Origin of the sequence: Chloracidobacterium sp. N (assembly GCF_018304765.1) — a bacterium.
Classification (GTDB): Bacteria; Acidobacteriota; Blastocatellia; order Chloracidobacteriales; family Chloracidobacteriaceae; genus Chloracidobacterium; species Chloracidobacterium aggregatum.
Genome location: NZ_CP072643.1, coordinates 899,326 through 924,992, shown reverse-complemented (window position 1 = coordinate 924,992; position 25,667 = coordinate 899,326). Strand labels below are relative to the sequence as shown.

General features: G+C 61.3%; 22 protein-coding genes. 7 read left to right on the top strand and 15 right to left on the bottom strand.

Features of this window, described 5'->3' with window-relative positions:
- Nucleotides 1-20: 20 nt before the first annotated feature.
- The 10 genes from J8C05_RS14810 to clpA all read right to left on the bottom strand — a co-directional run bounded on the left by J8C05_RS14810 (nt 21) and on the right by clpA (nt 12,699).
- Nucleotides 21-569, bottom strand: coding sequence for a hypothetical protein (locus tag J8C05_RS14810; RefSeq protein ID WP_211423516.1), 549 nt, complete (start codon nt 567-569; stop codon nt 21-23).
- Nucleotides 570-661: 92 nt separating this feature from the next.
- Nucleotides 662-1,279, bottom strand: a complete 618-nt coding sequence (locus J8C05_RS14805) for a hypothetical protein (RefSeq protein WP_211423515.1) — start codon at nt 1,277-1,279, stop codon at nt 662-664.
- Nucleotides 1,280-1,701: 422 nt separating this feature from the next.
- On the bottom strand, nt 1,702-2,265 hold the full coding sequence (locus J8C05_RS14800) for a hypothetical protein (protein ID WP_211423514.1): 564 nt from the start codon (nt 2,263-2,265) through the stop codon (nt 1,702-1,704).
- A 372-nt stretch (nt 2,266-2,637) separates the two neighbouring features.
- Nucleotides 2,638-2,835 carry a hypothetical protein gene (locus J8C05_RS14795; RefSeq protein WP_211423513.1) on the bottom strand — a complete coding sequence of 66 codons (198 nt, stop codon included), beginning with the start codon at nt 2,833-2,835 and terminating at the stop codon, nt 2,638-2,640.
- A 118-nt stretch (nt 2,836-2,953) separates the two neighbouring features.
- Entirely contained in the window at nt 2,954-4,087 is a 1,134-nt protein-coding gene (locus J8C05_RS14790) for an alanine racemase (RefSeq protein WP_211423512.1), read from the bottom strand.
- Nucleotides 4,088-4,098: 11 nt separating this feature from the next.
- The gene (gene aspS / locus J8C05_RS14785; RefSeq protein ID WP_211423511.1) at nt 4,099-5,904 is read right to left on the bottom strand and encodes an aspartate--tRNA ligase; all 1,806 of its coding nucleotides are present in this window, start codon (nt 5,902-5,904) and stop codon (nt 4,099-4,101) included.
- 3 nt (nt 5,905-5,907) lie between these two features.
- Entirely contained in the window at nt 5,908-8,574 is a 2,667-nt protein-coding gene (locus J8C05_RS14780; RefSeq protein ID WP_211423510.1) for an MGH1-like glycoside hydrolase domain-containing protein, read from the bottom strand.
- A 94-nt stretch (nt 8,575-8,668) separates the two neighbouring features.
- Nucleotides 8,669-9,232: a hypothetical protein gene (locus tag J8C05_RS14775; RefSeq protein ID WP_211423509.1), complete on the bottom strand. Its 564-nt coding sequence runs from the start codon at nt 9,230-9,232 to the stop codon at nt 8,669-8,671.
- A 9-nt stretch (nt 9,233-9,241) separates the two neighbouring features.
- The gene (locus tag J8C05_RS14770) at nt 9,242-10,438 is read right to left on the bottom strand and encodes a protoporphyrinogen/coproporphyrinogen oxidase (protein ID WP_211423508.1); all 1,197 of its coding nucleotides are present in this window, start codon (nt 10,436-10,438) and stop codon (nt 9,242-9,244) included.
- Nucleotides 10,435-12,699, bottom strand: a complete 2,265-nt coding sequence (gene clpA, locus J8C05_RS14765) for an ATP-dependent Clp protease ATP-binding subunit ClpA (RefSeq protein ID WP_211423507.1) — start codon at nt 12,697-12,699, stop codon at nt 10,435-10,437. The genes J8C05_RS14770 and clpA overlap by 4 nt, the downstream gene beginning before the upstream one ends.
- Before the next feature lie 247 nt (nt 12,700-12,946).
- Here clpA and J8C05_RS14760 point away from each other — a divergent pair, with 247 nt between their 5' ends.
- The 7 genes from J8C05_RS14760 (at nt 12,947) to J8C05_RS14730 (ending at nt 18,915) form a co-directional block, all read left to right on the top strand.
- Entirely contained in the window at nt 12,947-13,747 is an 801-nt protein-coding gene (locus tag J8C05_RS14760; protein WP_211423506.1) for a tryptophan 2,3-dioxygenase family protein, read from the top strand.
- Nucleotides 13,744-14,142 (top strand): RidA family protein, encoded by a 399-nt coding sequence (locus J8C05_RS14755; protein ID WP_249355654.1) that lies wholly within the window; start codon nt 13,744-13,746, stop codon nt 14,140-14,142. Before J8C05_RS14760 ends, J8C05_RS14755 begins: the two co-directional genes overlap by 4 nt.
- 90 nt (nt 14,143-14,232) lie before the next feature.
- On the top strand, nt 14,233-15,381 hold the full coding sequence (locus tag J8C05_RS14750) for an MGDG synthase family glycosyltransferase (RefSeq protein ID WP_211423505.1): 1,149 nt from the start codon (nt 14,233-14,235) through the stop codon (nt 15,379-15,381).
- Between the two features lie 21 nt (nt 15,382-15,402).
- The gene (locus J8C05_RS14745; RefSeq protein WP_211423504.1) at nt 15,403-16,152 is read left to right on the top strand and encodes an SDR family oxidoreductase; all 750 of its coding nucleotides are present in this window, start codon (nt 15,403-15,405) and stop codon (nt 16,150-16,152) included.
- On the top strand, nt 16,149-17,237 hold the full coding sequence (mutY, locus tag J8C05_RS14740) for an A/G-specific adenine glycosylase (RefSeq protein ID WP_211423503.1): 1,089 nt from the start codon (nt 16,149-16,151) through the stop codon (nt 17,235-17,237). The genes J8C05_RS14745 and mutY overlap by 4 nt, the downstream gene beginning before the upstream one ends.
- A gap of 94 nt (nt 17,238-17,331) precedes the next feature.
- Nucleotides 17,332-17,748, top strand: a complete 417-nt coding sequence (locus tag J8C05_RS14735; RefSeq protein WP_058865934.1) for a hypothetical protein — start codon at nt 17,332-17,334, stop codon at nt 17,746-17,748.
- 27 nt (nt 17,749-17,775) lie between these two features.
- Nucleotides 17,776-18,915: a DUF3810 domain-containing protein gene (locus J8C05_RS14730; protein WP_211423502.1), complete on the top strand. Its 1,140-nt coding sequence runs from the start codon at nt 17,776-17,778 to the stop codon at nt 18,913-18,915.
- Here J8C05_RS14730 and J8C05_RS14725 read toward each other — a convergent pair.
- From J8C05_RS14725 to J8C05_RS14705, 5 genes are all read right to left on the bottom strand, one after another.
- Nucleotides 18,912-20,051, bottom strand: coding sequence for a 5-(carboxyamino)imidazole ribonucleotide synthase (locus J8C05_RS14725; protein WP_211423501.1), 1,140 nt, complete (start codon nt 20,049-20,051; stop codon nt 18,912-18,914). The two genes, J8C05_RS14730 and J8C05_RS14725, sit on opposite strands and share 4 nt — an antisense overlap.
- Nucleotides 20,052-20,057: 6 nt before the next feature.
- The gene (locus tag J8C05_RS14720) at nt 20,058-20,687 is read right to left on the bottom strand and encodes a metallophosphatase domain-containing protein (RefSeq protein ID WP_211423500.1); all 630 of its coding nucleotides are present in this window, start codon (nt 20,685-20,687) and stop codon (nt 20,058-20,060) included.
- Between the two features lie 176 nt (nt 20,688-20,863).
- Entirely contained in the window at nt 20,864-22,417 is a 1,554-nt protein-coding gene (malQ, locus tag J8C05_RS14715) for a 4-alpha-glucanotransferase (protein ID WP_211423499.1), read from the bottom strand.
- Nucleotides 22,414-23,985 carry a glycosyltransferase family 4 protein gene (locus J8C05_RS14710; protein WP_211423498.1) on the bottom strand — a complete coding sequence of 524 codons (1,572 nt, stop codon included), beginning with the start codon at nt 23,983-23,985 and terminating at the stop codon, nt 22,414-22,416. Before J8C05_RS14710 ends, malQ begins: the two co-directional genes overlap by 4 nt.
- Before the next feature lie 147 nt (nt 23,986-24,132).
- Nucleotides 24,133-25,614, bottom strand: coding sequence for a protein adenylyltransferase SelO (locus J8C05_RS14705; protein ID WP_211423497.1), 1,482 nt, complete (start codon nt 25,612-25,614; stop codon nt 24,133-24,135).
- Nucleotides 25,615-25,667 lie beyond the last annotated feature (53 nt).

Genomic DNA, 25,667 nt, shown 5'->3' with positions numbered 1-25,667 from the left:
AGCTGATTGATGGTCCAGACTTACTTAACTTGTGGTTTTATGCTACTGACTGGTACACCTATAAGGTCTGCTATACGGTAGGCAAATTCGAATTTTTGCCTATAGTTTTCAGTTTTTCCTAATTTTGCTGACAGCAGAAAAACATTCTCATCGCAAACGAGTAAAGAGACCTGAACTATATTATACCCGTCATTATAGATATTTAAACTCTTGATATTAGAAAAACTGTACCGGTTGAAAATTCGAATCGAATTACCTACTTGACGTTCAAAAGTAACTAAACTTTCATTTTTATCAATTGTTATTCTTTCTATTTCCTCTTTAAATAAAATACGAACTAGAGCAAAAAAAGCTGAACAGACAATAGAGCCAAGAAAAAATGGCAGTACTACTCTTGCAGCCCCAGTAAGCAAATATGGTACCAGGCCAAGAGAGATAATTGCACATGCAAAGAAAAGCGTGCTAAATAGGTCGGTAGTCTTTTTTTCTATAACTACTTTTTTATCGCCTATATAGATAACTCGTTTTCCTCCAAGTTTCCTAGCATAAGTTATGTTATTTTTATACATCAGGCAATCTCCAGTCAGAATATTCTTCTCACTTGTTTTGCTATTCGGTGGACAATAATTACGTAACCTCCGCTAAGCCGAGACTGGCTGGTTTATGTCCTTTCGATCACTGGCACTCCCAGAAACTCTGCTATCCGATGGGCAAGCTTAAGTTTCTCTGTATTGCCGATACTCTCCCTATACCCTATAATACAGAAAGACTCAGTGGTGGAATCTAGATATATGTCCATTCTATCATAATCATCAACATCCACTCTCACATTTTTGATAGATGAGATGCTACACTGTTTCTTAAGTTTGGACTTTTTCCCTCTTTCCCTTTCAAATTTAACGGAGCCTATGTTGTTATCAATTATTACTCTATCTATAGTATTCTTAGGTAAACTTTTCGAGAAAAGTGTAGCAATTACAACTAAAATAACAGACAAAGAAAAAACAATTATAAAAAAAGCGGCTATGGGAACGGCTATGGGAATGATAGAAATTATAGAGCCGAGCAAAAAAAATAATAAAAATGGAATGCAGCCAATTGACCTAACGAGTGAGTTATACCTACTTTCTATGACTAGTTTGCCCTTATTGATATAGACAAGTACATCATCACTTAACTTAGTAATACCGTTGCCAATGGTCTCAGGGGTTTGTGTACCGAACTGTTCACCAGGGTTCATTGTAGCCTCGCTCGCTTTTACACTGCTCTCACCGGGCAAAGAGAAGCAGTCTCATTTAGCTAGGTTTTGCAACAAAGAACGCCGTTGAAGTTAATGAGACCTGAACAGGACGTAAAATAACGGTAACATTTTCCCGACAAATCTCGACCGGTTGTTATCCAGCCCAGCCAGCCGTGATGGCACCGCAAGGTACAACCGGCTCAAAAAGAACAAAGCCGTGTGGTTTGACCACACGGCAGGGCAGGCATTGCGGGGTGTGACCGATACCAGCTGGGGCGCAAACGCGTTGTGCTCACTCGAATGCCTTGGGGCTGTTCAGAAAATGTAGTTTGACGGGCAGAGGCAAACTGGCAGCTTCTCTTGTGTTGGAAGCGCTTGCTACCCACAGTAGCCAGAGTGCTCCAGTTTTTGCGACTTGGAACAATTGATGGAACGCACCTTTCAAACCAGAACCACTTGGTTCATGTCTTTTCGATTACCGGCACGCCTAGAAATTCGGCTATCTTGTGGGCAAGCTCAAGTTTCTTTGCATTATCCCAGACTTCTCCTCCTATGATGCAAACGGACTCAGTTACAGAACCTGGATAGAAATCCAGATAGACACCCATACGACTGTAATCATCAACAACCACTTTTACATTCTTGACAACTGAAGTGCTGTACTGGGCTTTTGTTTTCAATTTCCCTTTTTTCTCTTTTTCAAATCTAATTATCATTTTCTTTTTGTCTATTATTTTCCTGTCAATAACGTCACTGGCTAACTTTGATACAAGAAGAAAAATCATAATAAATAAAGCCATAAACAAAACAGGAAGTAATATGGAAAACTGGAGTTGAAAAGTTAAAACCAAAATAATAGCGAACAAAAAAGATAAAAGACAGCCAAGCAATTCAATGATCGGCCTGGATTTACTCTCTATAACTATTGTGTCATCATTTGTGTAGACCAAAACATTGTCTATCTTGATAATATCACCCTCTGTGCCGGAACCTGCTGCATTACCGCTTGTTTTCTCATCGCTCATGTTTGGCAGTCTCTGCTGACTCATCACACACCTCGTGCCAATCTTCCCTGCCCTTCGAGCTTTGTCGAAGGGCAGCCTTGATCAGGTAGGATTTGCAGCGGAAAACGCTGTTGAAGTTAACGGAACCCGAACGAGGCGTAAAATAAAAGTAACATTCACCCGATGAGCCCTGCCTGGCTGTTATTCAGTCCAGCCGGACGGACTGGCGCTGCAAAGCACAACCGGCTCCAAAGAACAAAGCCGTATGGTTCGACCACACGGCAGGCTTTATCGGGCTGATGGGCACCGTTCGGGACAAGCGCAGTATAACTTACCCAGACGTTCGGGCCCGGGCGTTCGGGGCGGTTCAGGCGACGGCGGAAACGCACACCGCTAAATCGAGTAACCGGGCGAACGGCGCTTGATGTCGAGAATGATGGCAAAGATCATTCCCATGATCAGGATGAAATGGCTGACACCGCCCAGCGCATCGGCAAAAGCCACCGTCAGTACCCAGAAAACAAGCAGGGGAACGTAGGTCAGCAGGGCGTAGATGATCGCCATCTTCCAACTGATTTCTTTCCAGTTCATGACCAACCTTACCGCGACCGGATGACCGGTCGGCGCAAAAGCTCGATATTGGGGACGCACCTGCCAATCTAGTCCTGCCCCGCGCCAGCCTACCGTTTTCCGCCACACAAAGCCCAAACTACCAGCCCTGCACAATCGGCCACCGGGCGACAATGGTCCCATCGGCAACCACCAGGTAGTGCGCATGCTGCGCGGCCGTCAGACATGAATGGTTGACCGCCACGCGCAGGCGCGTCCCGACAGGCAGCCGCTCCAGCAGGGCCGGGTCAGCCACCGGAATCCGGCCGTGCTCCTGCGACACCGCCGCCACCCGCAAGCCCAGCGGCCGTCCGGCAAGGTCGCCAACCAACCCATAACCGCTGTGGGGAAAGAAATCCGCTGCGCCAATGTCTTTCGACAGGGCAATGGCACCGGCATCCACCACGACCTTCCCTTCACTGCGGTGCACGACGGCGGTCAACACCGTCAGGGCACAGTCGTCAAAGGCACAGACGCCGCACTGCGCCTGGAAAGCGTCGAAAAAAACGTAGTTGCCCGGCCGGACCTCAAAGTTGGGCGGTAGTGGCTCATCGAGCGCAACTACTGTCGGCGTTGAGCCAATACTGACGCACGGCACTGCCAAACCCCTTTGTTCCAGCGCCGCTGCCACATGTGCCATGCGGTCGCGTTCGAGATAGGCCACCATTCGCCGTTCAGCCGTCGTACGCGCCGCGTATGACTGCCCGGCGTGCGTCAAAATGCCGGCCAGCGTCAGCCGTCCGGCGGACGCCACCGCACGTGCCACCTGCTCAATCCGGTCAAGGTGGTCAAAAGACACGCCGGTGCGCCCGTCGCCGCAGTCAATTTCAACGAAAACATCCAGCGACACCCCGGCAGCTTCTGCCGCCGCCGAAAGCAACGGCGGCAACGTCGGCTCATCGGTCAGAACGGCCAGTCGCCGAACCTGCCGGGCAAGCTGGCAGAGGCGCCCGAATTTGCCCGGCTCGACCGGCACGGCATAGAGCAGATCGTCAAAGCCGGCTTCGGCAAAGGCAAAGCCTTCGGCGAGCGTCGAGATGGTGATGCCGCCAAACTGCCCGGCAACCTGCTTCCGGGCAATCGGCGGGCACTTGTGCGTCTTGACATGAGGTCGCAATCGCGCGCCCAGCCGGGCGACATGGGCGCTCATCCGCGCCAGGTTGCGCTCCAGGCGGTGCTGGTCCAGCAGAAGCGCCGGTGTCGGGACAGTCAGCAGGTCTTCAGGGCGTGTCACACCGGCCGTCGTCACGGGTCGAGGCGCAGACGCAGCTCACGCAACTGCGCCGGGTCAACCACATTCGGCGCGTCGCACATCAGGTCGGTCGCATGTGCCGTCTTCGGAAAGGCAATGACATCACGGATGGATTCCATCCCGGCCAGCAGCATCACCAGCCGGTCAAGCCCCAGGGCAATGCCGCCGTGCGGGGGCGTGCCGTAGGTGAGCGCGTCAATGAAGAAACCAAAACGCTGCCGCGCCGCTTCCGCGCTGAAACCGAGCGCGTCAAACACCTGGCGCTGCACGTCCGCCCGGTGAATACGAATCGAGCCGCCGCCGACTTCGACGCCGTTGAGCACGAGGTCATAAGCCTGCGCGCGTACCTTTCCCCACTGCTCCGGGCCGGCGGCAAGCAGCGGCAGGTCTTCCTCGCGCGGCGAAGTGAACGGGTGGTGCATGGCGTACCACCGGCGCTCGTCAGGGTCGAACTCAAACATCGGAAAGTCCGTCACCCAGAGGAAGGCAAAGTGCTGCGGGTCGAAAAGCCGCTCCCGGCGCGCAATTTCCACCCGCAACGCCCCCAGACTGGCGGCAACCACCGGGTGACTTCCCGCGACAATGAACACCATGTCGCCCGTTTCGGCGCCCACCGTACGAACGACCGACCGGGCTACGTCCTCGCCCAGCGACTTGACCAGCGGCGACTGCACGCCATCAGGCAGCACTTTCAGGTAGCCCAGGCCGCCGGCGCGGTGGTCCTTGCGCAACCAGTCGGTGAAGTCGTCGAGCGTTTTGCGGCTGTAGTCAGCCTTGCCGCGCGCCACAATGGCTTTGACACACCCGCCGGCTTCCAATGCCGCCTGGTAGGGCGGGAAATCCACCGACCGGACGACCTCGGAAATATCCTGCAACTCCATGCCGAAGCGGATGTCGGGCTTGTCCGAGCCGAAGCGGCGCATGGCTTCGTCGTAGGTCAGGCGCGGCAACGGACGCGCCACCTGGATACCACGCAGTTGCGCCAGCTCGACCATCAGCCCCTCGATGATGTCAAACAACACTTCGGTCTGGGGAAAGGACATTTCCACGTCAAGCTGGGTGAACTCCGGCTGGCGGTCGGCGCGCAGGTCTTCATCCCGGAAGCAGCGGGCAATCTGGTAGTAGCGGTCACAGCCGCCAATCATCAGCAACTGCTTGAAGAGCTGCGGCGACTGGGGCAGAGCAAAAAAGTTGCCCGGATGCAACCGGCTGGGAACGATGAAATCCCGCGCCCCTTCCGGCGTGGAGCGAATGAGAAAGGGCGTCTCCACTTCGAGAAAGCCATGGGCTTCCATCCAGCGCCGGATGGTTGCCGTCACCTGGGCCCGCAGGCGCAGGTTGGCCTGCATGGTCGGCCGCCGCAGGTCGAGATAGCGATACTTCAGGCGGACATCCTCACCGGCCAGCGTCGAGGTCTTTTCCTCGTCGAGCGGCAGCGGCGGCGTCTGGGCATCGTTGAGAATGCGCAGTTCGTCCGCATGGACTTCAATTTCGCCGGTCTCCATCTTGGGGTTGACCGCATCGGGCGCGCGCCGGACGACGACGCCCCGGACGGCAATGACGTATTCGGTGCGCAGCGGCCGCGCCTTGGCGTGCACCGCCCCGTCGCCCCGGGCGCTGTCAAAAACAACCTGCACGAAACCGCTATGGTCACGTAAATCCACAAAGGTCGCCGTGGCGTGGTCGCGTCGCCGTCCGACCCACCCCATCAGGGTCACAGTCTGCCCAACATGCTGGACGCGCAACGTCCCGTTGAGGTGCGTGCGCTGCCAGTCCCCAAGATGCTCCAACACAGTCATGGTTTACCCTTCGCCGCTCTGGGCCAGCAGTTTGGCCACCAGTCCCGTCCATCCGGTCTGGTGACTCGCGCCCAGTCCCGCGCCAGTATCGCCGTGAAAGTATTCGTAAAACAACACCAGGTCGCGCCAGTGCGGATCGGTGTCGAAACACTCCATCCCCGGATGCCGATAGACGGGCCGCTTCCCGTCGGCGTCGCGCAGAAAAATCCGCGACAACCGCCGGGACAGCTCAGTAGCCACTTCCCACAGGGTCATCAGGTTGCCCGAACCCGTCGGGCACTCGACCTTGAAGCTGTCGCCGTAGAAGTGGTGAAACTTCTGCAGCGACTCGATGATGAGAAAGTTCACCGGAAACCAGACCGGGCCGCGCCAGTTGGAGTTACCCCCGAACATCGGGATGGAAGACTCGGCCGGGTCGTAATCCACCCGGTATTCCTGCCCGTCCACGTGCAGTACGTAGGGATGTTCCCGGTGGTAACGCGACACCGACCGGATGCCATAAGGCGAAAAAAACTCGTTTTCATCCAGCATGATGCGCAGGATGCGCCGCAGTTGGGACGTGTTTGGCAGCGAAAGCAACTGCTGGACGACATTGCCCTGCTCATCCACCGAAACAATGCTGTTGACGAGTTCAGGGCGGTTGCGCACGAACCAGTCCATGCGCCGGCGAAAGCCGGGCAACTGCTCCAGCCACCAGCTTTCCATCATCTGCACGGCAAAGAGCGGAATCAGCCCCACCATGGACCGGACGCGCAGTTGCAGCCGCCGCCCGTCGGGAAAGGCAATGGCGTCGTAGTAAAACCCATCCTGCTCATCCCAGAGCGCCTCCCCTTCCACCCCCACGCGATGACTCAGGGCATCGGCAATGTAGAGAAAGTGCTCGTAAAACTTGCTCGCCACATCCTCATACACCCGGTCGTACCGGGCGAGTTCGAGCGCCATGGCCAGCATGTTGAGGCAGTACATCCCCATCCAGCTTGTGGCGTCCGACTGTTGCAGCGTGCCACCGGTCGGCAGTTTGGCGCTCCGGTCAAACACGCCGATGTTGTCCAGTCCCAGAAAGCCGCCCTCGAAGATATTGCTGCCGTCGGCGTCCTTGCGGTTGATCCACCAGGTGAAGTTGAGCAGCAGCTTGTGGAAGATGCGCTCCAGAAAGGCCGTGTCCCCCTGCCCGGTACGCTTCTTTTCGATCTTATAGACGCGCCAGGCCGCCCAGGCATGCACCGGCGGATTGACATCGTCGAACGTCCACTCGTACGCCGGAAGCTGGCCGTTGGGATGCATGTACCACTCGCGCAGCATGAGAATGAGCTGCTGCTTGGCAAAGTCGCTGTCAACCAGCGCCAGTGGGACGCAGTGGAAGGCCAAATCCCAGGCGGCAAACCACGGATACTCCCACTTGTCCGGCATGGAGATGACATCCTCGCAGTGGAGGTGCTTCCAGTTGCGGTTGCGCCCACGCAGGCGGCTCGGCGGCGGCGGTGGCTGGAGCGGGTCGCCGGTCAGCCACCGGTCAACCTCGTAGGCGTAAAACTGCTTCGTCCAGAGCAGGCCGGCAAAAGACTGCCGCATGACGTTTCTGGCATCGGCCGAAAGCGTTTCAGGGATGCGGGTGGCGTAGAATTCGTCGGCCTCGACCTGACGCTCGGCCAGCACCCGCGCCGCCGGCCCGAACGGTTCCCCGCGCAGTGTGTCCGGGTCGTAGTTGCACAGCCGCAGCCACAGGGTCGTCGCCGCGCCCCCTTCCAGCTCGAAGTGATAGTGGGCGGCGGCTTTCGTCCCGGTGCGCTCCGGGTTGACGGCATACGTTCGCCCATTGACAAGGTATTCGTTGATGCCGTCCTTGACGTACGGTGTGCGGTTTGGAACGCCGTACAGCCGCTCCAGGTTGGTTTCATTCTCGGTAAAGAGCAGGTCGGGCGCATCAGCGCAATATAGCCAGCGATTGCCCAGCGTGGGATGATCGCACGCCATGACGCGCGTCCGGCTCAGGTCCGGCGCCTGCCGGATGTAGGGCTTTTCGCCGGACATCGGCTGCCACGACCAGGTGTTCCGAAACCAGAGCGTCGGCAGGATGTGAATCGGTGCGCGCGCCGGCCCCCGGTTGACGACCGTGATGCGGATGACGATGTCATCCACGTCGGCTTTGGCGTATTCGACGAAGACATCGAAGTAACGCTGTTCGGCAAACACCCCGGTGTCGAGCAGTTCATACTCCGGCTCGCGTCGGGAGCGGGCGCGTCCAAAGTGGAGCAGTTCCTCGTACGGAAACCGCGCCTGGGGATACTTGTAGAGCCACTTCATGTAGCTGTGGGTCGGCGTCGAGTCGAGGTAGAAGTAATACTCCTTGACATCCTCGCCGTGGTTGCCCTGCGGGCCGGTCAGGCCGAACAGCCGTTCTTTCAGGTGCGGGTCGCGTTCGTTCCACAGTGCCAGCGCAAAGCACAGGATTTGCCGCCGGTCACAAATCCCGGCCAACCCGTCTTCGCCCCAACGATAGGCTTTTGAGCGGCTGTGCTCATAGGGAAAGTAGCTCCAGGCATCGCCGTGGGGGCTGTAGTCCTCCCGAACGGTGCCCCAGGCCCGCTCACTGACGTAAGGGCCCCAGCGTTTCCAGTGTTTCGTGCGCGCGGCCGATTCGGCGAGCCGCAACTCTTCAGCAGTCGGCATGGAGGTTCAGGAAAGGGCAGGTGCCCGGTGGTGGCGGAAGATGATTCGTGCGGGGGTGGAAGCTATCACCAACCGGACCGAAGACAAACGACTTTCAGGGAAACAGCCGGGCGCGCCGGTTACCCGGCTCGCGCCGCAGGGCGGCGTCGAGGGCTTCGGCAACAATGTCGCGGTGGTGGTCATGGACGAGAAACACCTCGCGCTCCTGGCCATTCTGCGACAACCGTACGCCGAGCGGCTCGCCATCGCCATCGAGACGCACGTCACAGACGCGGACGTTGGCCAGCTCCGCCGTTGTTGCGCCCGTGACCTGCTGAAACAGACTGGCGGGTTCTCCAGCAACCAGTTCCGGCTGACCGCCTGTGCCATCCGATGGTGCCCCGGAAGACGCACCTGGAGTATCCACTGACGCAGGCTTCATCGGCGGCAGCACAACCTGCGGGCGACGGCGGCGGCGTCTCCGGCGCCGCTTGCGCCACGATACTTGGGAAGCTCCCACAACCATGCCTCCCAGACCGCCGATCAGCCACAGGAGCGGCAGCATTTCTTCGCCAACATAGTTTTGCAGTGCGTAGCCCCCCACCACCGCGGCCACAACGCCGAGCACACCACCACCCACACCGAAGGCGAGGAACTTGCCAAGCGTTTGCAGGAGCATACCCAAGGCTCACTTCAGGGAAGTCAGCCGGGTAAACTCCTGCACGGCGCGGAGGGCGCAATCCTCAATCGAGACGCCTTCAAAATAGTTACCGACAAGAAACAGCGGCATGCCGGCAAGGGTCGCGTTCAGGCTTTCGACGAGGGCGGCATGGCCGACTTTGGGCGAGGGAAGCACATTCGTCCGAAAGACCGACTCAACAATGTCTGTCGGGGCAATTCCCAGCACGTCCGCAATGCGCCGCAACCGGCCTTCTGCGTCAAGTTTGCCCGGCTTGAAATGAAACGCAAAACCACGCCATGTTGCGTCGGGCACAACATCGCGTGATACTGCTGAATAAAACACATCATCCCGCGCAATCAAGCCCGCAATTGGAGGAATTCTGACGGCGGCCCGGGGGACGAGCACCCCCACCGTCTCGATGGTCTCAACCCGAATCCGGGACAGTTTTTCGGACACCGAAGGAAAGGCATGACGCAGCAGTTGCGCCGCCACGTGGGGCGGTGTCGCCACGACGAGCAACCTGGCCTGATAGGCGGCACCGGTGGACGTGGTGACTTCAAAGCCGGTGTCACCACGTTCCACGCTCAACACCTCGCAGTTGGCCACCAGATGGATACCCGGCTGTGCCAGAGCAGCCTTGACGATGCCCTGCAAGCCATCGGGCAGCGTATAAGTTCGCTGTACATCGGCCCGGCGGGGACGCTTCTTGAACAGCATCTCGGCCGGCAAACCACCGGCAGATTGGCACATCACGGCATTGAACGCCGGCGCGAGAACATCGGCGTAGTTCTTCGCGCCCAACAGTCGGGTGTAGTAGTCGGCCACACTGAGACCGTCCTTTGGCGTTCGCAGGCCGAAGGGGAAATGCCGCAGCGCCTCGAAGAAGTGCAGTTGGGAGGGGATGGATTTGACCTGGTTGGCCACCAGAAACCTGAAGCCCACCCTGGCGCGTGGGCGCAGCGCCGGCAGCAACCCGCACTCCTCGATGACGGAAAGCAGCGTGCCATAGCTGTTGTAACAGGTATGCGCGCCCAGTTCCGTCCAGAAGCCATTACCTCTGGCAAAGCGGTGTGACCGCAGCGCCCCGCCCGGTTCGGCGTCTTTTTCCAGAACCAGCACTTCCATGCCGGCGCGGGCGCAGCAGTGGGCAAAGGTTGTTCCGGCAATGCCGCTGCCGATGACAATAACCGCTGCCGGTTTCACAGTGCAGACTCAACCGGGTGGTAGTGGAGGGTGAGGTCCTCACCGGACAGGTCAACCACGGCGCGGCCACCCTTGGTCAGCGTGCCAAAGAGCATCTCATTGGCTAGTGGCTGCTTGATCTTCTCGTGAATGAGCCGGCCCATCGGGCGCGCGCCGTACTTCGGATCAAAGCCCCGTTTGGCCAGCCAGTCCACCGCCGCCGGGCTGACCTCCAGCGTCACCTGCCGGTCGGTCAACTGCGCCTGGACTTCATCGAGAAACTTCCGCACCACCCGCTGGATGTGCTCGAACGACAGCGGCTCGAACACAATCCACGCATCGAGGCGATTGCGAAACTCCGGTGCAAAGGTGCGTTCCACGGCCTGTTTGGTACGCCCCCCGCCAGCTTCCTTCTTGAAACCAATCGCGGCGGCACTCATTTCCTTTGCGCCGGCGTTGGTCGTCATAATCAGGATGACGTTGCGGAAATCGGCCTTTTTGCCGTTGTTGTCGGTCAGCGTGGCGCTGTCCATGACCTGGAGCAGGATGTTGAACACGTCGGGGTGCGCCTTCTCGATTTCGTCCAGGACGACGACCGAGTAGGGATGCTTGTTCACGGCATCGGTCAGCAGACCGCCCTGATCAAAGCCCACGTAACCGGGCGGTGCGCCGATGAGCCGCGATACGGTGTGCTTTTCCATGTATTCGCTCATGTCGAAGCGCAGGAACGTCACGCCCAGCGCCAGCGCCAGTTGCTTGGCCAGTTCGGTTTTGCCGACGCCGGTCGGCCCGGAAAACAGAAAGCAGCCAATCGGCTTGGTCGGGCTGCCCAGTCCGGCACGGGAAATCTTGATGGCATTGACGACCTGCCCGATGGCCTTGTCCTGACCGTAGATGACGGCTTTCAAGTCCGCCTCCAGCGTCTGTATGCGGTCGCGCTCGGCGGCGGAAACGGATTTGGCCGGCACCCGCGCCATCCGCGCCACGACGGTTTCGATCTCATGCGTCCCAACGGTCTTGGGACGCTCATCCGGCGGCAACAGCCGGAGCGCCGCGCCAGCTTCATCCATCACGTCAATGGCCTTGTCGGGCAGGCAACGGTCAGTGATGTGCTTTGCCGCCAACTCGGCGGCAGCCCGCAATGCCTCCTGGGTGTAGTTCACGCCATGGTGCTGCTCGTAGGCCGGCTTGAGACCGCGCAGAATCTGCTCCGCTTCGTCAATGGTCGGCTCACCGACTTCAATCTTCTGAAAGCGCCGCGCCAGCGCGCGGTCGCGCTCGAAAGACTGCTTGTATTCCTGATGCGTGGTCGAACCGATACACCGCAGTTCACCGGCAGCCAGCGCCGGTTTCAGAATGTTGGCTGCATCCATCGTGCCGCCGTTGACGGCACCGGCACCGACAATGGTGTGGATTTCGTCTATGAACAGAATGGCGTTGGGCCGTTTCTTGAGCGCGGCAATGACCTGCTTGAGGCGCTGCTCGAAGTCCCCCCGGTAGCGCGTCCCGGCCAGCAGCGCCCCCATATCGAGGGCATACACTTCGGCATCCTTGAGCAGGTCCGGCACGTCGCCGGCGTGAATCTTCATCGCCAGCCCTTCGGCAATGGCGGTTTTCCCCACGCCGGGGTCGCCGATGAAGATGGGGTTGTTTTTGCGCCGCCGGCAGAGCACCTGGATGGTGCGTTCGAGTTCCGCCTGGCGGCCAATGAGCGGGTCAATCAACCCCTGGGCGGCCCGTTTGACGAGATTGACCGTGTAGATGTCGAGCGGATTCCGGGCGGGAGGGGCTTCGTCGCCTTCGGCATCGTCGGTTTCATCTTCGGCCACTTTGGGGATGCCGTGCGAGATGTAGTTGAGCACGTCCAGCCGCCCGATGCCCTGGCGCTTGAGAAGATACACGGCGTGGGAGTGTTCCTCGCCATACATCGCCGCCAGAATGTTGCCGCCGTCAATCTTGCGCTGTTCGGAAGCTTGCGCCTGGGCGTAGGCCCGCTCCAGCACGCGCTGAAACGCCGCCGTCTGCTCCGGCGGGTTGGGCAGCTTGCCGGCTGGTGGCTTCACCGGCGTCAGGCGCTCGGCAAAAAACCGCTCCAGGTCACGGCGGAGCGCATCGAGGTCGGCGCCGCAGGCGCGCAGGATGTCCGCCGAAGTCGGGTCATCGAGCAGGGCGAACAGCACGTGTTCCAGCGTGAGATACTCATGCCCACGCGCCATGGCCTCATTGACGGCAGCGGTGAGCGCGGTTTGCAGGTCTTTGGTGAACATCGCAGGCATAGGCATGGGAAACCAACAGCAACTTCGTCCGGTGCGGACCGTTATCGAGCCAACGTTCAGACGCAAGCATAGAACGTCCCCCGGCCGCGGCAAAAGGCCTCGCCGCTTCCGGGGCAACCCCCAGCCGCCAGCGCGGTTTCCCGCTCCCAACCCCGGCCGGGGAAGCGAAAAAGACAGGCAGCAACGCCGGTGAAACGTTATATTCAAACCGGCACGCCAGGCTGACCGGCTTACCGCAGGACAAGCAACCCTGATGACCAGCACACCGCTCACCTACTGGGATTACGTCAAGCTCGACACCATTCAGGCCCTGCAATCCGGGCGTCAGACCGACTGCTACGACGAGGTGATGTTCATCGCCGTCCACCAGCACTTCGAGTTCTGGTTTGCCCAGGTCATCCGCGATCTGCGGGAAATCATCCGCCGCTTCCGCCTCACCCCACCGGAAGTTGCTTCAGGCACAGCCCTGCTGCACCGCTGCAACGTCGAGTTTGCCCTCGCCACGCGGGGCTTCGAGGTGATGAAGACGCTGACCCGTGAAAGCTTCCTGGCGTTCCGGGGTGCGCTGCAGCACACTTCGGGACTGCAAAGCGTTCAGCTTACGGTGATCGAACTGTTGGTGGGACGCACGGCGGAGCAGCTCTACCACCACCTCATCGCCGGTCCGGGCATGCGTGACTTTCTGGCCCAGTACGGCGGCCCCGACGGCCTTCTGGCGCAAGTCCTGCGCGAAGTCGGGCAAACCGGAAACCTGCGCCAGAACTACGACCGGCTTGCGCCCACCACCGCGCCCGACCAGTTGCTGGCGCTTGAGCGGGAACTCGTCACCCTTGACCGTCAGTTGCTGGACTGGCGACGACACCATGCCGAAACCGCCGCCCGCGTGCTGGGGCGGGATTTCAGCGAATCAGCCGGCACCGTGGGCAACACGCACTCCTGCCGGGACAACCTCGACATTGGAAAACGTCACACCCGGCGCTACTTTGCTGACCTTGAAGCCAAGCTGGCTTCTTCCTCCACGCCGGAAATGCCTTCCCAGGAGACCACCCCATGATCTGCACACGCATTGCCACCGACCAGGCCCCGGCGGCCATTGGCCCCTATGCCCAGGCGGTACAGGTTGGACCGTTTATCTTCACTTCGGGGCAAATCCCCCTCGACCCCGCCACGATGACCATCGTCGGCGACGACGTGGCGACCCAGACCCGCCAGGTGCTCACCAACCTGGCGGCCGTCCTGCAGGCCGCCGGCAGCCACCTCTCCCACGTCGTCAAAACGACGGTTTTCCTCAAGGATATGAACGAGTTTCAGGCGATGAACGAAGTCTATGCCACGTTCTTTCCCAGCGCGCCGCCGGCGCGTTCGACCGTTGAAGTGGCCCGGCTGCCGAAGGATGTCCGGGTCGAGATCGAATGTATCGCCGTCCTTCCCGACCAGACTCCCCGGTAACGCACTGCGTCAGGGGCTTGTTTCCAGCCAACGGGCGTCACTATAGTGTGGCTCCGGCAAGCGTCACATCCCGCACCGCGTGAGGGTCGAGTGGAAAAAAAGGTTCTTATTCTGACCTCCGATACCGGCGGAGGTCACACCAGCGCTGCCCGCGCGCTCGAAGCGGGACTGACCAAGGTTGCCGAAGGTGTCAATTTTCTGGTTCATACGGCCCACGCCTTGGAAGAATGCAGTGCGGTGACACGGGCCGCCGGCAACGTCTATAACTTTCTGCTGCGGTCCCACCAGAAATACGTCAAGTACTACCACCGCTTCATCAACCGCTACCACCCGGAGCAGTGGGTCCTTATCGAGCGGTACGCCAAACCCTATCTGGAACGGCTCTTCGACAAACACTGCCCGAATCTCATCGTGTCGGTGCACCCGATGTTGCAGTACCCCATCGCGCGCATCCTGCACGACCTCAATCTGCGGGGCAAAATTCCGTTTGTCACCGTCGTCACCGATCCCTGCGGCAACTCCTGGCGGGCGTGGAGCGATGCGTATGTGGACCTCTACATCGTTGCCCACGAGCGCGCCAAAGCCGAACTGCTGGAATACGGTGTGGAAGAGCATCGGATTCGGGTCATCGGCATGCCGATCCACCCGAAGTTTCAGGAGGTCAACAACCTCGACCCCGGGATGCTGCGGAAGGAACTCGGTCTTGACCCGGAGAAGTTCACCGTCTTCGTCAATGCCGGCTGGATTGGCGGCGGCAACATTCCACGGATTTACCGTTCCCTGGTGGCGGCGGACCTCGACCTGCAGGTGGTGTTTCTGACTGGAAAAAATGCGCGTCTGGCGGACGAGGCGCGCACGCTGGCCCGGCAGGCGCGGTTTCCGGTCAAGGTGCTGGGCTTTTCCAACCACATGGAGCGGCTGATGCGCGCCTCGGATGTCATGGTCTCGAAGCTGGGCGGGCTGACGACCTTCGAGGCGCTCGCCACCCGGCTGCCCATCATTGCCGACGCCGTGACGCCGCCGATGCCGCAGGAAGCCGGTACGGGAGTGCTGCTCGAAGAACACAATGCCGGGCTGATGCTGCGCCGGGCCGAGGACATCGTGCCCACGCTGCGGCAACTGCTCGATACGCCGTCCCGGCTCAAGGCCATGCGCGAGGCAGCGGCAGCGCTCGGCGTCCCCGATGCCACTCAGCGCATCGTGAACGAACTTTCAGCACTTGTCCCCGCCAGTTCCTGAAAAACAACAACGGCTTACCCCATGTCAAAACTGCTGGAAGGCAAAGTGGCGCTCGTCACCGGCGGCTCGCGCGGCATCGGACGTGGCATCTGTGAAGTCTTCGCCCGTGAAGGCTGCGATATTGCCCTCAACTACCACACCAACGATGCGGCGGCTGAAGAAGCAGCGACAGCCATTCGCGCCCTGGGGCGGCGCGTCGTCACCTACCGCGCTTCGGTCGCTGACCGCCCGGCGATGAAACGGGTCGTGCAGGAAGTTCTGGCCGACTTTGAACGGATTGATATTCTCGTCAACAACGCGGCCGTGAACCGGCCCGACATGTTCCTCACCATGAGCGACAAGGCGTGGGATGAGGTCATGGGCGTCAATCTCAACGGCCTGTTCAACGTCACCAAGCCAGTCTTCAAGCACATGGCCCGGCGGCGCTACGGACGGATTCTCAACATCAGCTCGATTGCCGGCATTCGCAGCGTGCCGACCAGCGTCCACTACGCCACCTCGAAGGCCGCCGTCATCGGCTTCACGAAGATGCTGGCGCGGGAAGGGGCGGCGTTCGGCGTGTTGGTCAACGCCATTGCCGCCGGTATTTTCGACACGGATTTGGGACACACCCTGCCGGACCGCTTCCGCGAAATCTATGAGATGTGGTGTTCGGTCGGGCGGCTGGGCAACCCGCAGGAAGTCGGCGAACTGGCGGCCTTTCTGGTTTCCGACCGCAACGCCTACATGAACGGCGAAGTCATCATTCTCGACGGTGGCACGGTCACATGAAAGCCACGCCAGTGACCGTACGACGGCGGTTGCTGGAGTGGTTTGACGGCCACCGGCGCGCTCTGCCCTGGCGGCAGACGACCGATCCCTACCGGCTGTGGGTGGCCGAAACACTGGCGCAGCAGACCCAGGCTGTGCGCGCCGCCGCCTATTACCTCCGCTTCATGGCGTGCTTCCCAACCGTCGCCGATCTGGCCGCCGCCGACCTCAACACGGTGCTCAAGCTGTGGGAAGGACTGGGCTACTACCAGCGCGCCCGGCGGCTGCACCGTGCGGCCCAAGAGATTTGCGCCCTCCGGCAGGGACAGCTTCCGGCAACCTTTGCCGAATGGCGAACGCTGCCCGGCGTCGGGGACTACACAGCGGCCGCCGTGGCCTCGATGGCCTTTGGCGAACCCGTCGCAGCCATTGATGGAAACGTCCGGCGCGTTCTGGCGCGCTTCTGCGCGACGGACATCGGCGATGACCTGGCGCGACAGGCGGCGGTGGTGCAGGCGGCAGCCCAGGCGCTCGTCGGCGGCGCGCGTCCGGGTGATGTCAACCAGGCGCTCATGGAGCTTGGTGCCATGGTGTGCCGCCCGCGCACGCCACGGTGTGCCACGTGTCCACTGGCGGCTGACTGCATGGCGCAACGCTACAAACTGACGGCGCACTATCCGCTCCGACCGCCCCGCCGGATACGTCCGACCCGGATGTTCGCGTGCCTGCTCGTCACCTGGCAGGGGCGCTACCTGGTCGTTCGCCGCCACCAAACGGGACTGCTGGGCGGGCTGTGGGAGTTTCCCACCTTTCCCTGCCGGGAAGGCGAGTTGCCGGCCGAGACAGCCGCCAGTGGACGGCACAGGCTGGGACTCCCACCCGGCCCCAGCACGCCGGGCCCCGTCCTCGCCCACAACTTCACCCACTTTCGCCAGATACTGCACGTGTTCCTGGCAACGGTTGAAACACCCGGCGCGGCGACAGATGCCGAAGTGCGCTGGGTGACGCCGGATGAACTCGATGCACTTCCGCTGACACGTCTGGCCCGGCGGCTCGCCCAATCGGTGGGAACAAAACCGGCTGGTGTGGAAACAGCTCCGGGCTGATTCCCTTCGCGGCTATCCCTGCCGTTCGTGCTATGTTTCGTGCGACATCCGGCGCATCTGCTGCGCAACTTTCTTTCGACCGAGGCCGCTTCCCGTGAGCAAACACAAAAAAGACGACAAACACGACAAACTCAAGGACAAACGCAAAACCTCCCCACCGACCATCTTCGAGAACGTCGTTGAGCAGGCCACCGAACGCTGGGAGCAACTGGTTCACAATCCGCAGTTTGCCACCGCGCTGGCCACGGCACTCGAACAGCCCATGAATCTGGCCAACCGCGTACAGGAACTCGTCGGCGCCAGCCTGCGCACGATGAACATTCCGACGCGCGACGATTACAAGCAGCTCAGCCGCCAGCTCGATGCCATTGCTGACCAGCTTGAAGCGCTCCGGGAGCGCCTCGAAGAAATGGCCGAACACCAGCCCGAACCACCGCCACCACCGGCTGCACCGCGCAAAGCTGCCAGCCGGCGGAAAAAACCCGCGCAAGCCGATGATGCCGAGGCCTGAACGGACACGCCCCGGCCGGTCTCTGCCATGCATCGCCCCGCTGCCCTGACCTGGAGCCTGTGGCTGCTGGCGGGCGTCGTGAGCGGCAGCGCCTATGGCCTGCGCCGGCTGGCAGAGGCCTGTCCAGACTGGGTGGAAGGATGGTATGCCCGGCGGCTGTATCCCCTCCTGGCCGCCTGGGTGGGATGGCCGGCCCGGCTCGTGCCTTTCTCGCTGGCCGAAGTCCTCGTGGGGTTTCTGGGGTTGGGGGGGCTTGGTCTGCTGGGCTGGGCGCTGTGGCGCGGACGGCGCGAGCGCCCACGGCTGGGCATCCTGCTGGGGCGTGGCGTGCCGGTCATCCTGCTCGTCGTCGGGCTGGGAACACACGTTTTTCTGCTTCTGTTCGGCTATCACTACGCGCGGTCGGCCGTGCGGCAGACCTTTGCGCTGACGCCGCCACCGCCCGACCCGGTGGCCCTCGAACAGTTTGCCCGCACCTGCATTGAACGGGCCAATACCGAGCTGGCGGCCGCAGCGCCGGTGATGGATGCCGAGCAGGGCAGCTGGCTTCCCATGTCGCCGGCCCAACTGGCCAGCCTGCTGACCGAAAGTTTCCGCCGTTGCCCGGAGCTTTCCCATCTGGCCGACATCCCCTTTGCGCCGCCCAAGGCTCCCTGGTCATCGGAACTGATGGCGCGCGCCGGCATTTCGGGCATTTTCATTCCCTTCACCGGTGAGCCGCACTACGACGCGCACCAGCCGGCCAGCAGCCTGCCGTTCACGCTGGCGCACGAAATGGCGCACCAGCGTGGCTTTGCCTTTGAAAGCGAGGCCAACTTCGTCGCCGCCGTGGTGTGCCTGCGGTCAGATCACCCTTACATCCGGTATAGCGGCTGGGCCGGCGCGGCCCGGTATGCCCTCCGCGACCTGGCGCGGACACCCGAACGCTACACGGCCGTCCTGGCGCTGGCCGGCGACGGCCTGCGCGCGGACTGGCAGGCGCAGCGGCACTACTGGTCGCGCTACGCTTCCGGTCGGCTGGCGCGCGTCTCAGCCCGGCTCAACCATGCCTACCTTCAGGCCAACGGCGTCACGTCGGGAATTGCCAACTACGGCGAAGTCACCGGCTGGCTGCTCGCCTGGCAGGCCGCCGGCAGGCTCCCGGAACCGACCGAACGTGGCTCCTAGATGGCTATGGCCCGCGCCGCCCGCAGCGCCCGCTCGCGGGTTTCCACCAGGTCAGCGCCCAGGGCCGTGACATGCCCCATTTTGCGTCCCGGACGGGAAGCCTTTTTGCCGTACAGGTGCACCGTCACGCCCGGCACCTGCAACGCCGTTTCCAGTCCCGTCGGTTGCGCCGGCGCTTCAAAGCCGCTGAGCAGATTGACCATCACGGCCACGGGCGTACGCATGCGCGGCGACCCCAGGGGCAGGTTCAGACCGGCCCGGATGTGGTTTTCAAACTGCGAGGTTTCACACGCCTCGATGGTGTAGTGGCCCGAGTTGTGCGGGCGCGGCGCAATTTCATTGATGAGCACTTCGCCGTCATTGAGCAGAAACAGCTCAATGCCAAAGATGCCCGTCCCGTGGATGGCTTCGAGCACCTGTCGCGCCAGCGCGGTCACGTTCGCCGCCGTCGTTTCGGAAACCGCCGCCGGAGCCAGTACCGTGTGGCACACGTGGGCATGCTGGATGGTTTCCACCACCGGGTAAATCACCTCTTCCCCGCGCTGGTTGCGTACGGCCATCACGGCCAGCTCCTTGGTGAACGGGATGAATTCCTCGACCATCAGGGGGCTGCCGCGCCGGAGCAGTTTCTCAAAGGCCGGAGCAATGTCAGCGGTTCCCCGGATGAGTTCATTCCCGTAGCCGTCATAACCATTTGTCCGGCACTTGAGCACCAGCGGCAGGCCGAAGCGGTGGCTGGCGGCCAGCACGTCATCGGGCGTGTCCACGGCCGTAAAGCGGGGCACGGGCAGCCCGGCCTGAGCCAGCGCCGTTTTCTGGAAAAACTTGTCCTGAACGAGGGCAATCGTCTGTGAAGACGGCACGACCTGACATTTGCCGGTCGCTTCGAGGTAGCGCAGGATGTCGGGCGCAATGAACTCGTTTTCGAGCAGCACGACATCGGCACCGGCGGCCACGGCATCGAGCAGCGCCGGGGAGGACCAGTCACCCACGAAGCGCTCCGTAGCCAGCCGCAGGGCCGGGCTGTCGTCGCCCGGACGCGCCACGATACCCACTTCACAGCCCAGACGGTAGGCGGCCGCAGCCGACATGCGCGCCAGTTGCCCGCCACCCAGAATGGCTATCCGCTGCGTCATGGACGGCTACACTTCCAGGTCAACCACAACCGGGGCATTGACGACGCGATAGCGCAGGTTGCACAGCGCCGCGTTGACAAACTCGGTCGTTCCCTTCCGCAGGCGGCCGTAGGCTTCGTGAATATGGCCGAAGACGTGCAGCCGGGGGGCAACCCGCTCCACGGCCGCGCGCAGTTCGTCACAGCCAACCCGCCAGCCAAACTGCGTGCGGTCGAGAATGTCGTACGGCGGCGTGTGGGTAATCAGGATGTCAATGCCTTCGGGAATCAGGTCCCACTTTTCCCGCAGGGCCGTTTTTTTCCACAGGTTGAAGGCCCCGTTCATAAACCAGGGCTGCCACGGGCTGCCGTAGATTTTGAGACCACAGGCCACGGCTGAGGCATCCACCAGATGGATGGCATTTTCCAGCAGGGCATCCGCGGCGCCATCGTTTTCCTGGGCGCAGTGGTCGTGGTTGCCGGAGACGACGAACTTGTGCGGATGTGGCTGCCGGCGCAGAAAAGCGTCGAAAAGGCGGAGTTCATCCATGGTGCCACGCCGCGTGAAGTCGCCGGCATGAATGAGAATGTCACCCTCCGGCACGTGAAAGTCGTGGTTGCCGTGGGTATCGCTGATAACGACGATGCGAACGGACATACCGCATTACCTCGGAGCGCGGCGGCCATTCCCGGATGAATGGCCAGCCAGGTGATTTGGGCCACAATAGCGCATCATGTCCGCAGATTTTCCGCTTTTTTTCAGCACAGTGCCGCGCCCAACGTACCGACCAGGGCCGGGCGTCATCGGGAAAACCGCCACGGCCGTCCGGCACGTCAATCCGAGACGGATGAACCGGGCAACCGGCCGTACAGGGAGGCCAGCTCGCGCAGGCGTTTGGCCGCTGATGCCGTGAAGTCCTCCCGCCGGCAGCGCCAGGACCAGTTGCCGCGTTCACTGGCTGGCAGGTTCATGCGCCCTTCACTCCCCAGCCCCAGGACATCCTGCATCGGAACAATCGCCGTATGGGCCACACTGGCGTAAGCCGCCCGGATGAAATCCCAGTGAATCTCAGCGCCATTGGTGTTGAGATACGCCCGACAGAAAGCCCGTTCCCGCTCAATCCCTTCGGCGTCGCGCGTCGAACCGACGCCTGGACGACTGGCATACCAGCCAACCGTCGTGTCGTTGTCGTGCGTTCCGGTATAAACCACGGCATTGGGAACGTAGTTATGCGGCAGGTCCTGATTGTTGGGATCGCCGCCAAAGGCAAACTGCAACACCCGCATGCCGGGAAAACCGAAGGCATCGCGCAGCGCCACGACATCCGGGGTAATCACACCCAGGTCTTCGGCAATGATGGGCAGGACGCCAAACGCGCGTCTCATTGCCGTAAACAGCTTGCGTCCGGGTGTTTTGACCCACCTGCCGGTAGCCGCCGTCGGCGCGTCGGCCGGAATGGTCCAGCAGGCAGCAAAACCACGGAAGTGATCCAGCCGCACGACATCCACGAGCCGGAACAGATGGCGCATCCGGGCCAGCCACCAGCCAAAACCATCGTCCGCCATGCGCTGCCACCGGTAGAGGGGATTGCCCCAGAGCTGTCCCGTGGCACTGAAGTAGTCCGGCGGTACGCCGGCGACATGCGTGGGCCGCCCCTCGGCATCGAGCTTGAACAGTTCCCGGTTGGCCCAGACATCCGCCGAGTCGTAGGCGACAAAAATTGGCGCGTCGCCGATGATGCGGATGCCACGGCGGTGACAGGCTTCACGGGTACGCTGCCACTGGCGGAAGAAAAGCCACTGCTGAAACTGGTGCGAGGCCACGGCCGCACTCAGGTTGCGCCGGGCGGCTTCCAGCGCCGCTGGCTTCCGGTCGCGCAACTCCGGCGGCCACGTATGCCATGCGCGGCCGCCGTGGGCATCCTTGAGCGCCCGGAAAAGCGCATAATCGGTCAGCCAGTCGGCTTCGGCCGCGCAAAACGCCTCGAAATCGGCCCGCCAGGCATCCGGGGCGGCCGCCACGAAACGCTCAAAGGCTTCCGCCAGAAGCCTCTGCTTCCAGGTGATGACCGCGCCGTAGTCCACAGATTGTTCGGAGAAAGGCGGACGTTCGTGCAGCCGTTGGCGCGCGACGAGACCCAGTTCAACCAGGGTCTCCGATGGAATCAGCAGTGGGTTCCCGGCAAAGGCCGACAGGCCGGCGTAAGGCGAGTCGCCGTAGCCGGTGGGCACCAGCGGCAGGATTTGCCAGTAGGTTTGCCCGGCGGCCGCAAGAAAGTCGAGCCATTGTTCGAGGTGCCCGTCCAGTGTGCCAATGCCGTCCGGTCCGGGTAACGAGGTGGGGTGCAGCAACAGGCCGCAGGCGCGCGGCCACCGGTAGGTTGTCACGGACGTGTTATTTTGGGAAGCAAGGTGCTGCCGGAGTCAAAGAAACTCTCGTGCAGCCGCCGGGGATCGGGAGCCTCGACCGGCAACCGGGAGACAGTTTGCTCGATGACCCGCCGCAACTTGCCAAAGAGAAGGTTGACATCAAACAGCAGGGGACGTTCGGGGGAACGGTGGAGTTCGAGGCATCCCGACTGACCATCTTCAAACCGCAGGGGAATCACCAGCTTCACAACGGGACAATCCTCCTCCTCGGTGGCTGTGGCCGCCGTCCAGGTGGCAATGACCAGCGCCCCCCGGCGGGCAAACCGAAAGCCGGGGTGTTCCTGGACGTGCCAGGCATACTTGAGCGGCAGGTGAATTTCGACCTGGGTGAAATCGGTCGCCTCGAAGCATTTGCTCAGGTGGGTGTAAAACGCCTCGAAGCTCTCTGAACCCAGCAGAGACTCGGTCAGTTCGTGAATGCGGATGTTGTTGGCAATGACGCTCCGCTGGTTGAGCGACCGCTGGATAACCCGCCCGATTTCACCAAACTCGTGGTAGCCGAAGTGCTGCACAGCAATCCAGATGACAATGCCCAGCGTCAGCAGAATCAACCCCAGCAGGCGGTTGGGCGAGTTGTACGCCAGCAGACTCATGAGCGCAAAGAAGGCGGACAGGCCGTACAGAAAGATGGTCGTCGTGCGGTGTGAATAGCCCTGCGCCAGCAACCGATGGTGCATGTGCCGGCGGTCGGCTTCAAAAATGGGCTTGCCGGCCAGGAACCGCCGCCCGATGGAGAGCGCCGTTTCCATGATGGGCAGCCCGAAGGCCAGCAGTGGAATGGCCACGGTCACGGTGGTGGCGGATTTCTGCGCATACAGCAGCGCCAGCCCGGCCAGCGTGAAGCCAATGAACAGGCTGCCGCAGTCACCCATAAACACCGTCGCCGGATTGAAGTTGTACTTCAGAAAACCGGCTGTACCGCCGGCCAGCGCGCACAGCAGCAGCGCCAGTGGCACATTGCCGTTGGCCGCCGCCACGTAAGCCAGAGTAAGCGTCGAAAACAGCGCTGCGCCGGCCGACAACCCATCCACACCGTCAATGAGGTTGAAGGCATTGCTGATGCCGACCAGCCACAGCACCGTGATCGGCAGCCCCCAGATACCAAGCTCGATGGTCGTGCCGGTCAGGGGATTGGGCAGACTCGTGATGCCCTGAACCGTAAAGTGAAACCAGGTGGCAATGAGAACCTCGATGACAAACTTGACGCCGGCCCGTAACCGCCGGATGTCATCCACCAGACCCAGGATGAACATTGCCAGCGTGGGCAACAGGAACTTGGCCGACAGAGCCACTGTGCCGCTGAGCTGTCCGCCGGCCTCAAATCCGAACGCTGTGGTCACTCCCACCAGAAAAGCCAGAAAAATGGCAATGCCGCCGACGCGCGGAATGGGCAGGGTGTGGACGTGGCGTGCCGCCGATGGCGTATCCACGAGCGATTCCCAGCGGCGCGCCCAGTTGCGAATCAGCGGCGTCAGAAGAAAAGCCGCCACCAAGGACGCGCAGAAAACCGCGGCATACGTCAGCATGCGAACCAGACTCCTCTCTTTCCGGGCTTTGACCTGGTTGGTGCGCTATGCCTTGTCAGAACATTCCAGCCGGATTGTCTATGATGCCCGGTGGAATGTCCAGCCCGGATGTGGTCTGCGGAGCCTGCCGGCAGCCCCGAAACATCTTCAGGAAGAACAGCTTATTTCGAGGCGACGCCCCCAGTCCGGCGGCGGTTCGGCATACCGGGCCGCCTCCGGCTGCTCGGCATAGGGCTGTCGCAGGACGGTCAGCAGCCGCTCGAGTTCGGAGAAGTCCCCTTCCCCGGCGCGTTCAATGGCGATCTGGGCCAGGTAGTTGCGCAGGACGTACTTCGGATTGACGCTGCGCATGCGCGCCTGGCGCTCCGGCGACGGCACGCCTTCCTGAGCCAGCCGCAGGCCGTATTTTGCCAGCCAGGCAGCCACGGCCTCCCGATCCACAAACAGGTCCTGCAGGCGTGCATTCGCGGGATGTACCGGGTCTTCCGGGACGGTTTCCGACAATCGCCGGAACGCGAGGGTGTAATCGGCCCGGTTCTGCGCCAGCAGTTCGAGCCAGTCGGCCAGCAGTTCGGCATCTCCGGGTTGCGGGTGGCGCAACCCCAGTTTGGCGAACATCAGCCGCTCATACTCGTCAAAAAACACGTCCCGAAAAGCGTTGAGGCTGTCCACCAGCCGCTCGCGCGGCACCCAGGTCAGGAAGGTCTGCGCCAGACAGCGCAGATTCCACAGGGCAATGCCCGGCTGCTGGTTGAAGGCATACCGCCCGGTGACATCCGAATGGTTGCAGATGAACTGCGGGTCGTAGTCGTCCAGAAAACCAAAGGGGCCGTAATCGAGCGTCAGGCCCAGAATGGACATGTTGTCGGTGTTGAGTACGCCGTGGGCAAACCCGACAGCCTGCCACTGGGCAACCAGCCGCGCCGTCCGGTTTACGACTTCCTGCAGGAAGGCGGCAAAGCGGTCTTCTTCACCGAGCCCCTGAAGTTCCGGGAAAAACTGCCCGATGACGTAATCGGCCAGACGCGCCACATCCGCCAGGCGACGGCGATGGAAAAACACCTCGAACGAACCAAACCGCACGTGCGTCGGGGCCAGCCGCACCAGCAGCGCCCCCTGCTCAACCGTTTCCCGGTACACCGGCTCGTCGCTGCCGATGACGCAGAGGGCGCGCGTCGTGGGGATGCCAAGCGCGTGCATGGCTTCGCTACCGAGATACTCCCGAATCGTCGAGCGCAGGACGGCGCGGCCGTCGCCCATGCGGGAATAGGGCGTACGGCCGCTGCCCTTGAGTTGCAGGTCCCACTTCTCGCCGCGCACATTCCGTACTTCACCCAGCAGAAGAGCGCGGCCGTCGCCAAGCTGCGGCACATACACGCCGAATTGGTGGCCGGCATAGAGCGCCGCCAGCGGCTCGGCGCCGGGCAGTGCTTTTTCGCCGTTGAAGTACGCCACAAAGTCCGGGCGGGCCGCCTCGGAAGGGTCCAGGTCCAGCAGGGCGGCGGCTTCCGGGTTGAAGGCCACCAGACGGGCGCTACGCAGCGGCGTCGGTGCCACCCGGCTGTAGTAGTCTTCCGGCAAGGTGGTGTATGTATTGTCGAAGACCAGCGTTTCAAGCGTGCGTGACAAAGGCGAACGGCTCCTTGCGGCCACGGCGTGGAAAACAGCCGGGGCTGTTTCCG

Bases quoted from the DNA above. Each gene is read 5' to 3' on its own strand.
- J8C05_RS14810 (WP_211423516.1), bottom strand. From the start codon at position 569: ATGTATAAAAATAACATAACTTATGCTAGGAAACTTGGAGGAAAACGA.
- J8C05_RS14800 (WP_211423514.1), bottom strand. From the start codon at position 2,265: ATGAGCGATGAGAAAACAAGCGGTAATGCAGCAGGTTCCGGCACAGAG.
- J8C05_RS14795 (WP_211423513.1), bottom strand. From the start codon at position 2,835: ATGAACTGGAAAGAAATCAGTTGGAAGATGGCGATCATCTACGCCCTG.
- aspS (WP_211423511.1), bottom strand. From the start codon at position 5,904: ATGACTGTGTTGGAGCATCTTGGGGACTGGCAGCGCACGCACCTCAAC.
- J8C05_RS14780 (WP_211423510.1), bottom strand. From the start codon at position 8,574: ATGCCGACTGCTGAAGAGTTGCGGCTCGCCGAATCGGCCGCGCGCACG.
- J8C05_RS14775 (WP_211423509.1), bottom strand. From the start codon at position 9,232: ATGCTCCTGCAAACGCTTGGCAAGTTCCTCGCCTTCGGTGTGGGTGGT.
- clpA (WP_211423507.1), bottom strand. From the start codon at position 12,699: ATGCCTATGCCTGCGATGTTCACCAAAGACCTGCAAACCGCGCTCACC.
- J8C05_RS14760 (WP_211423506.1), top strand. From the start codon at position 12,947: ATGACCAGCACACCGCTCACCTACTGGGATTACGTCAAGCTCGACACC.
- J8C05_RS14755 (WP_249355654.1), top strand. From the start codon at position 13,744: ATGATCTGCACACGCATTGCCACCGACCAGGCCCCGGCGGCCATTGGC.
- J8C05_RS14745 (WP_211423504.1), top strand. From the start codon at position 15,403: ATGTCAAAACTGCTGGAAGGCAAAGTGGCGCTCGTCACCGGCGGCTCG.
- mutY (WP_211423503.1), top strand. From the start codon at position 16,149: ATGAAAGCCACGCCAGTGACCGTACGACGGCGGTTGCTGGAGTGGTTT.
- J8C05_RS14730 (WP_211423502.1), top strand. From the start codon at position 17,776: ATGCATCGCCCCGCTGCCCTGACCTGGAGCCTGTGGCTGCTGGCGGGC.
- J8C05_RS14725 (WP_211423501.1), bottom strand. From the start codon at position 20,051: ATGACGCAGCGGATAGCCATTCTGGGTGGCGGGCAACTGGCGCGCATG.
- J8C05_RS14720 (WP_211423500.1), bottom strand. From the start codon at position 20,687: ATGTCCGTTCGCATCGTCGTTATCAGCGATACCCACGGCAACCACGAC.
- J8C05_RS14710 (WP_211423498.1), bottom strand. From the start codon at position 23,985: ATGCTGACGTATGCCGCGGTTTTCTGCGCGTCCTTGGTGGCGGCTTTT.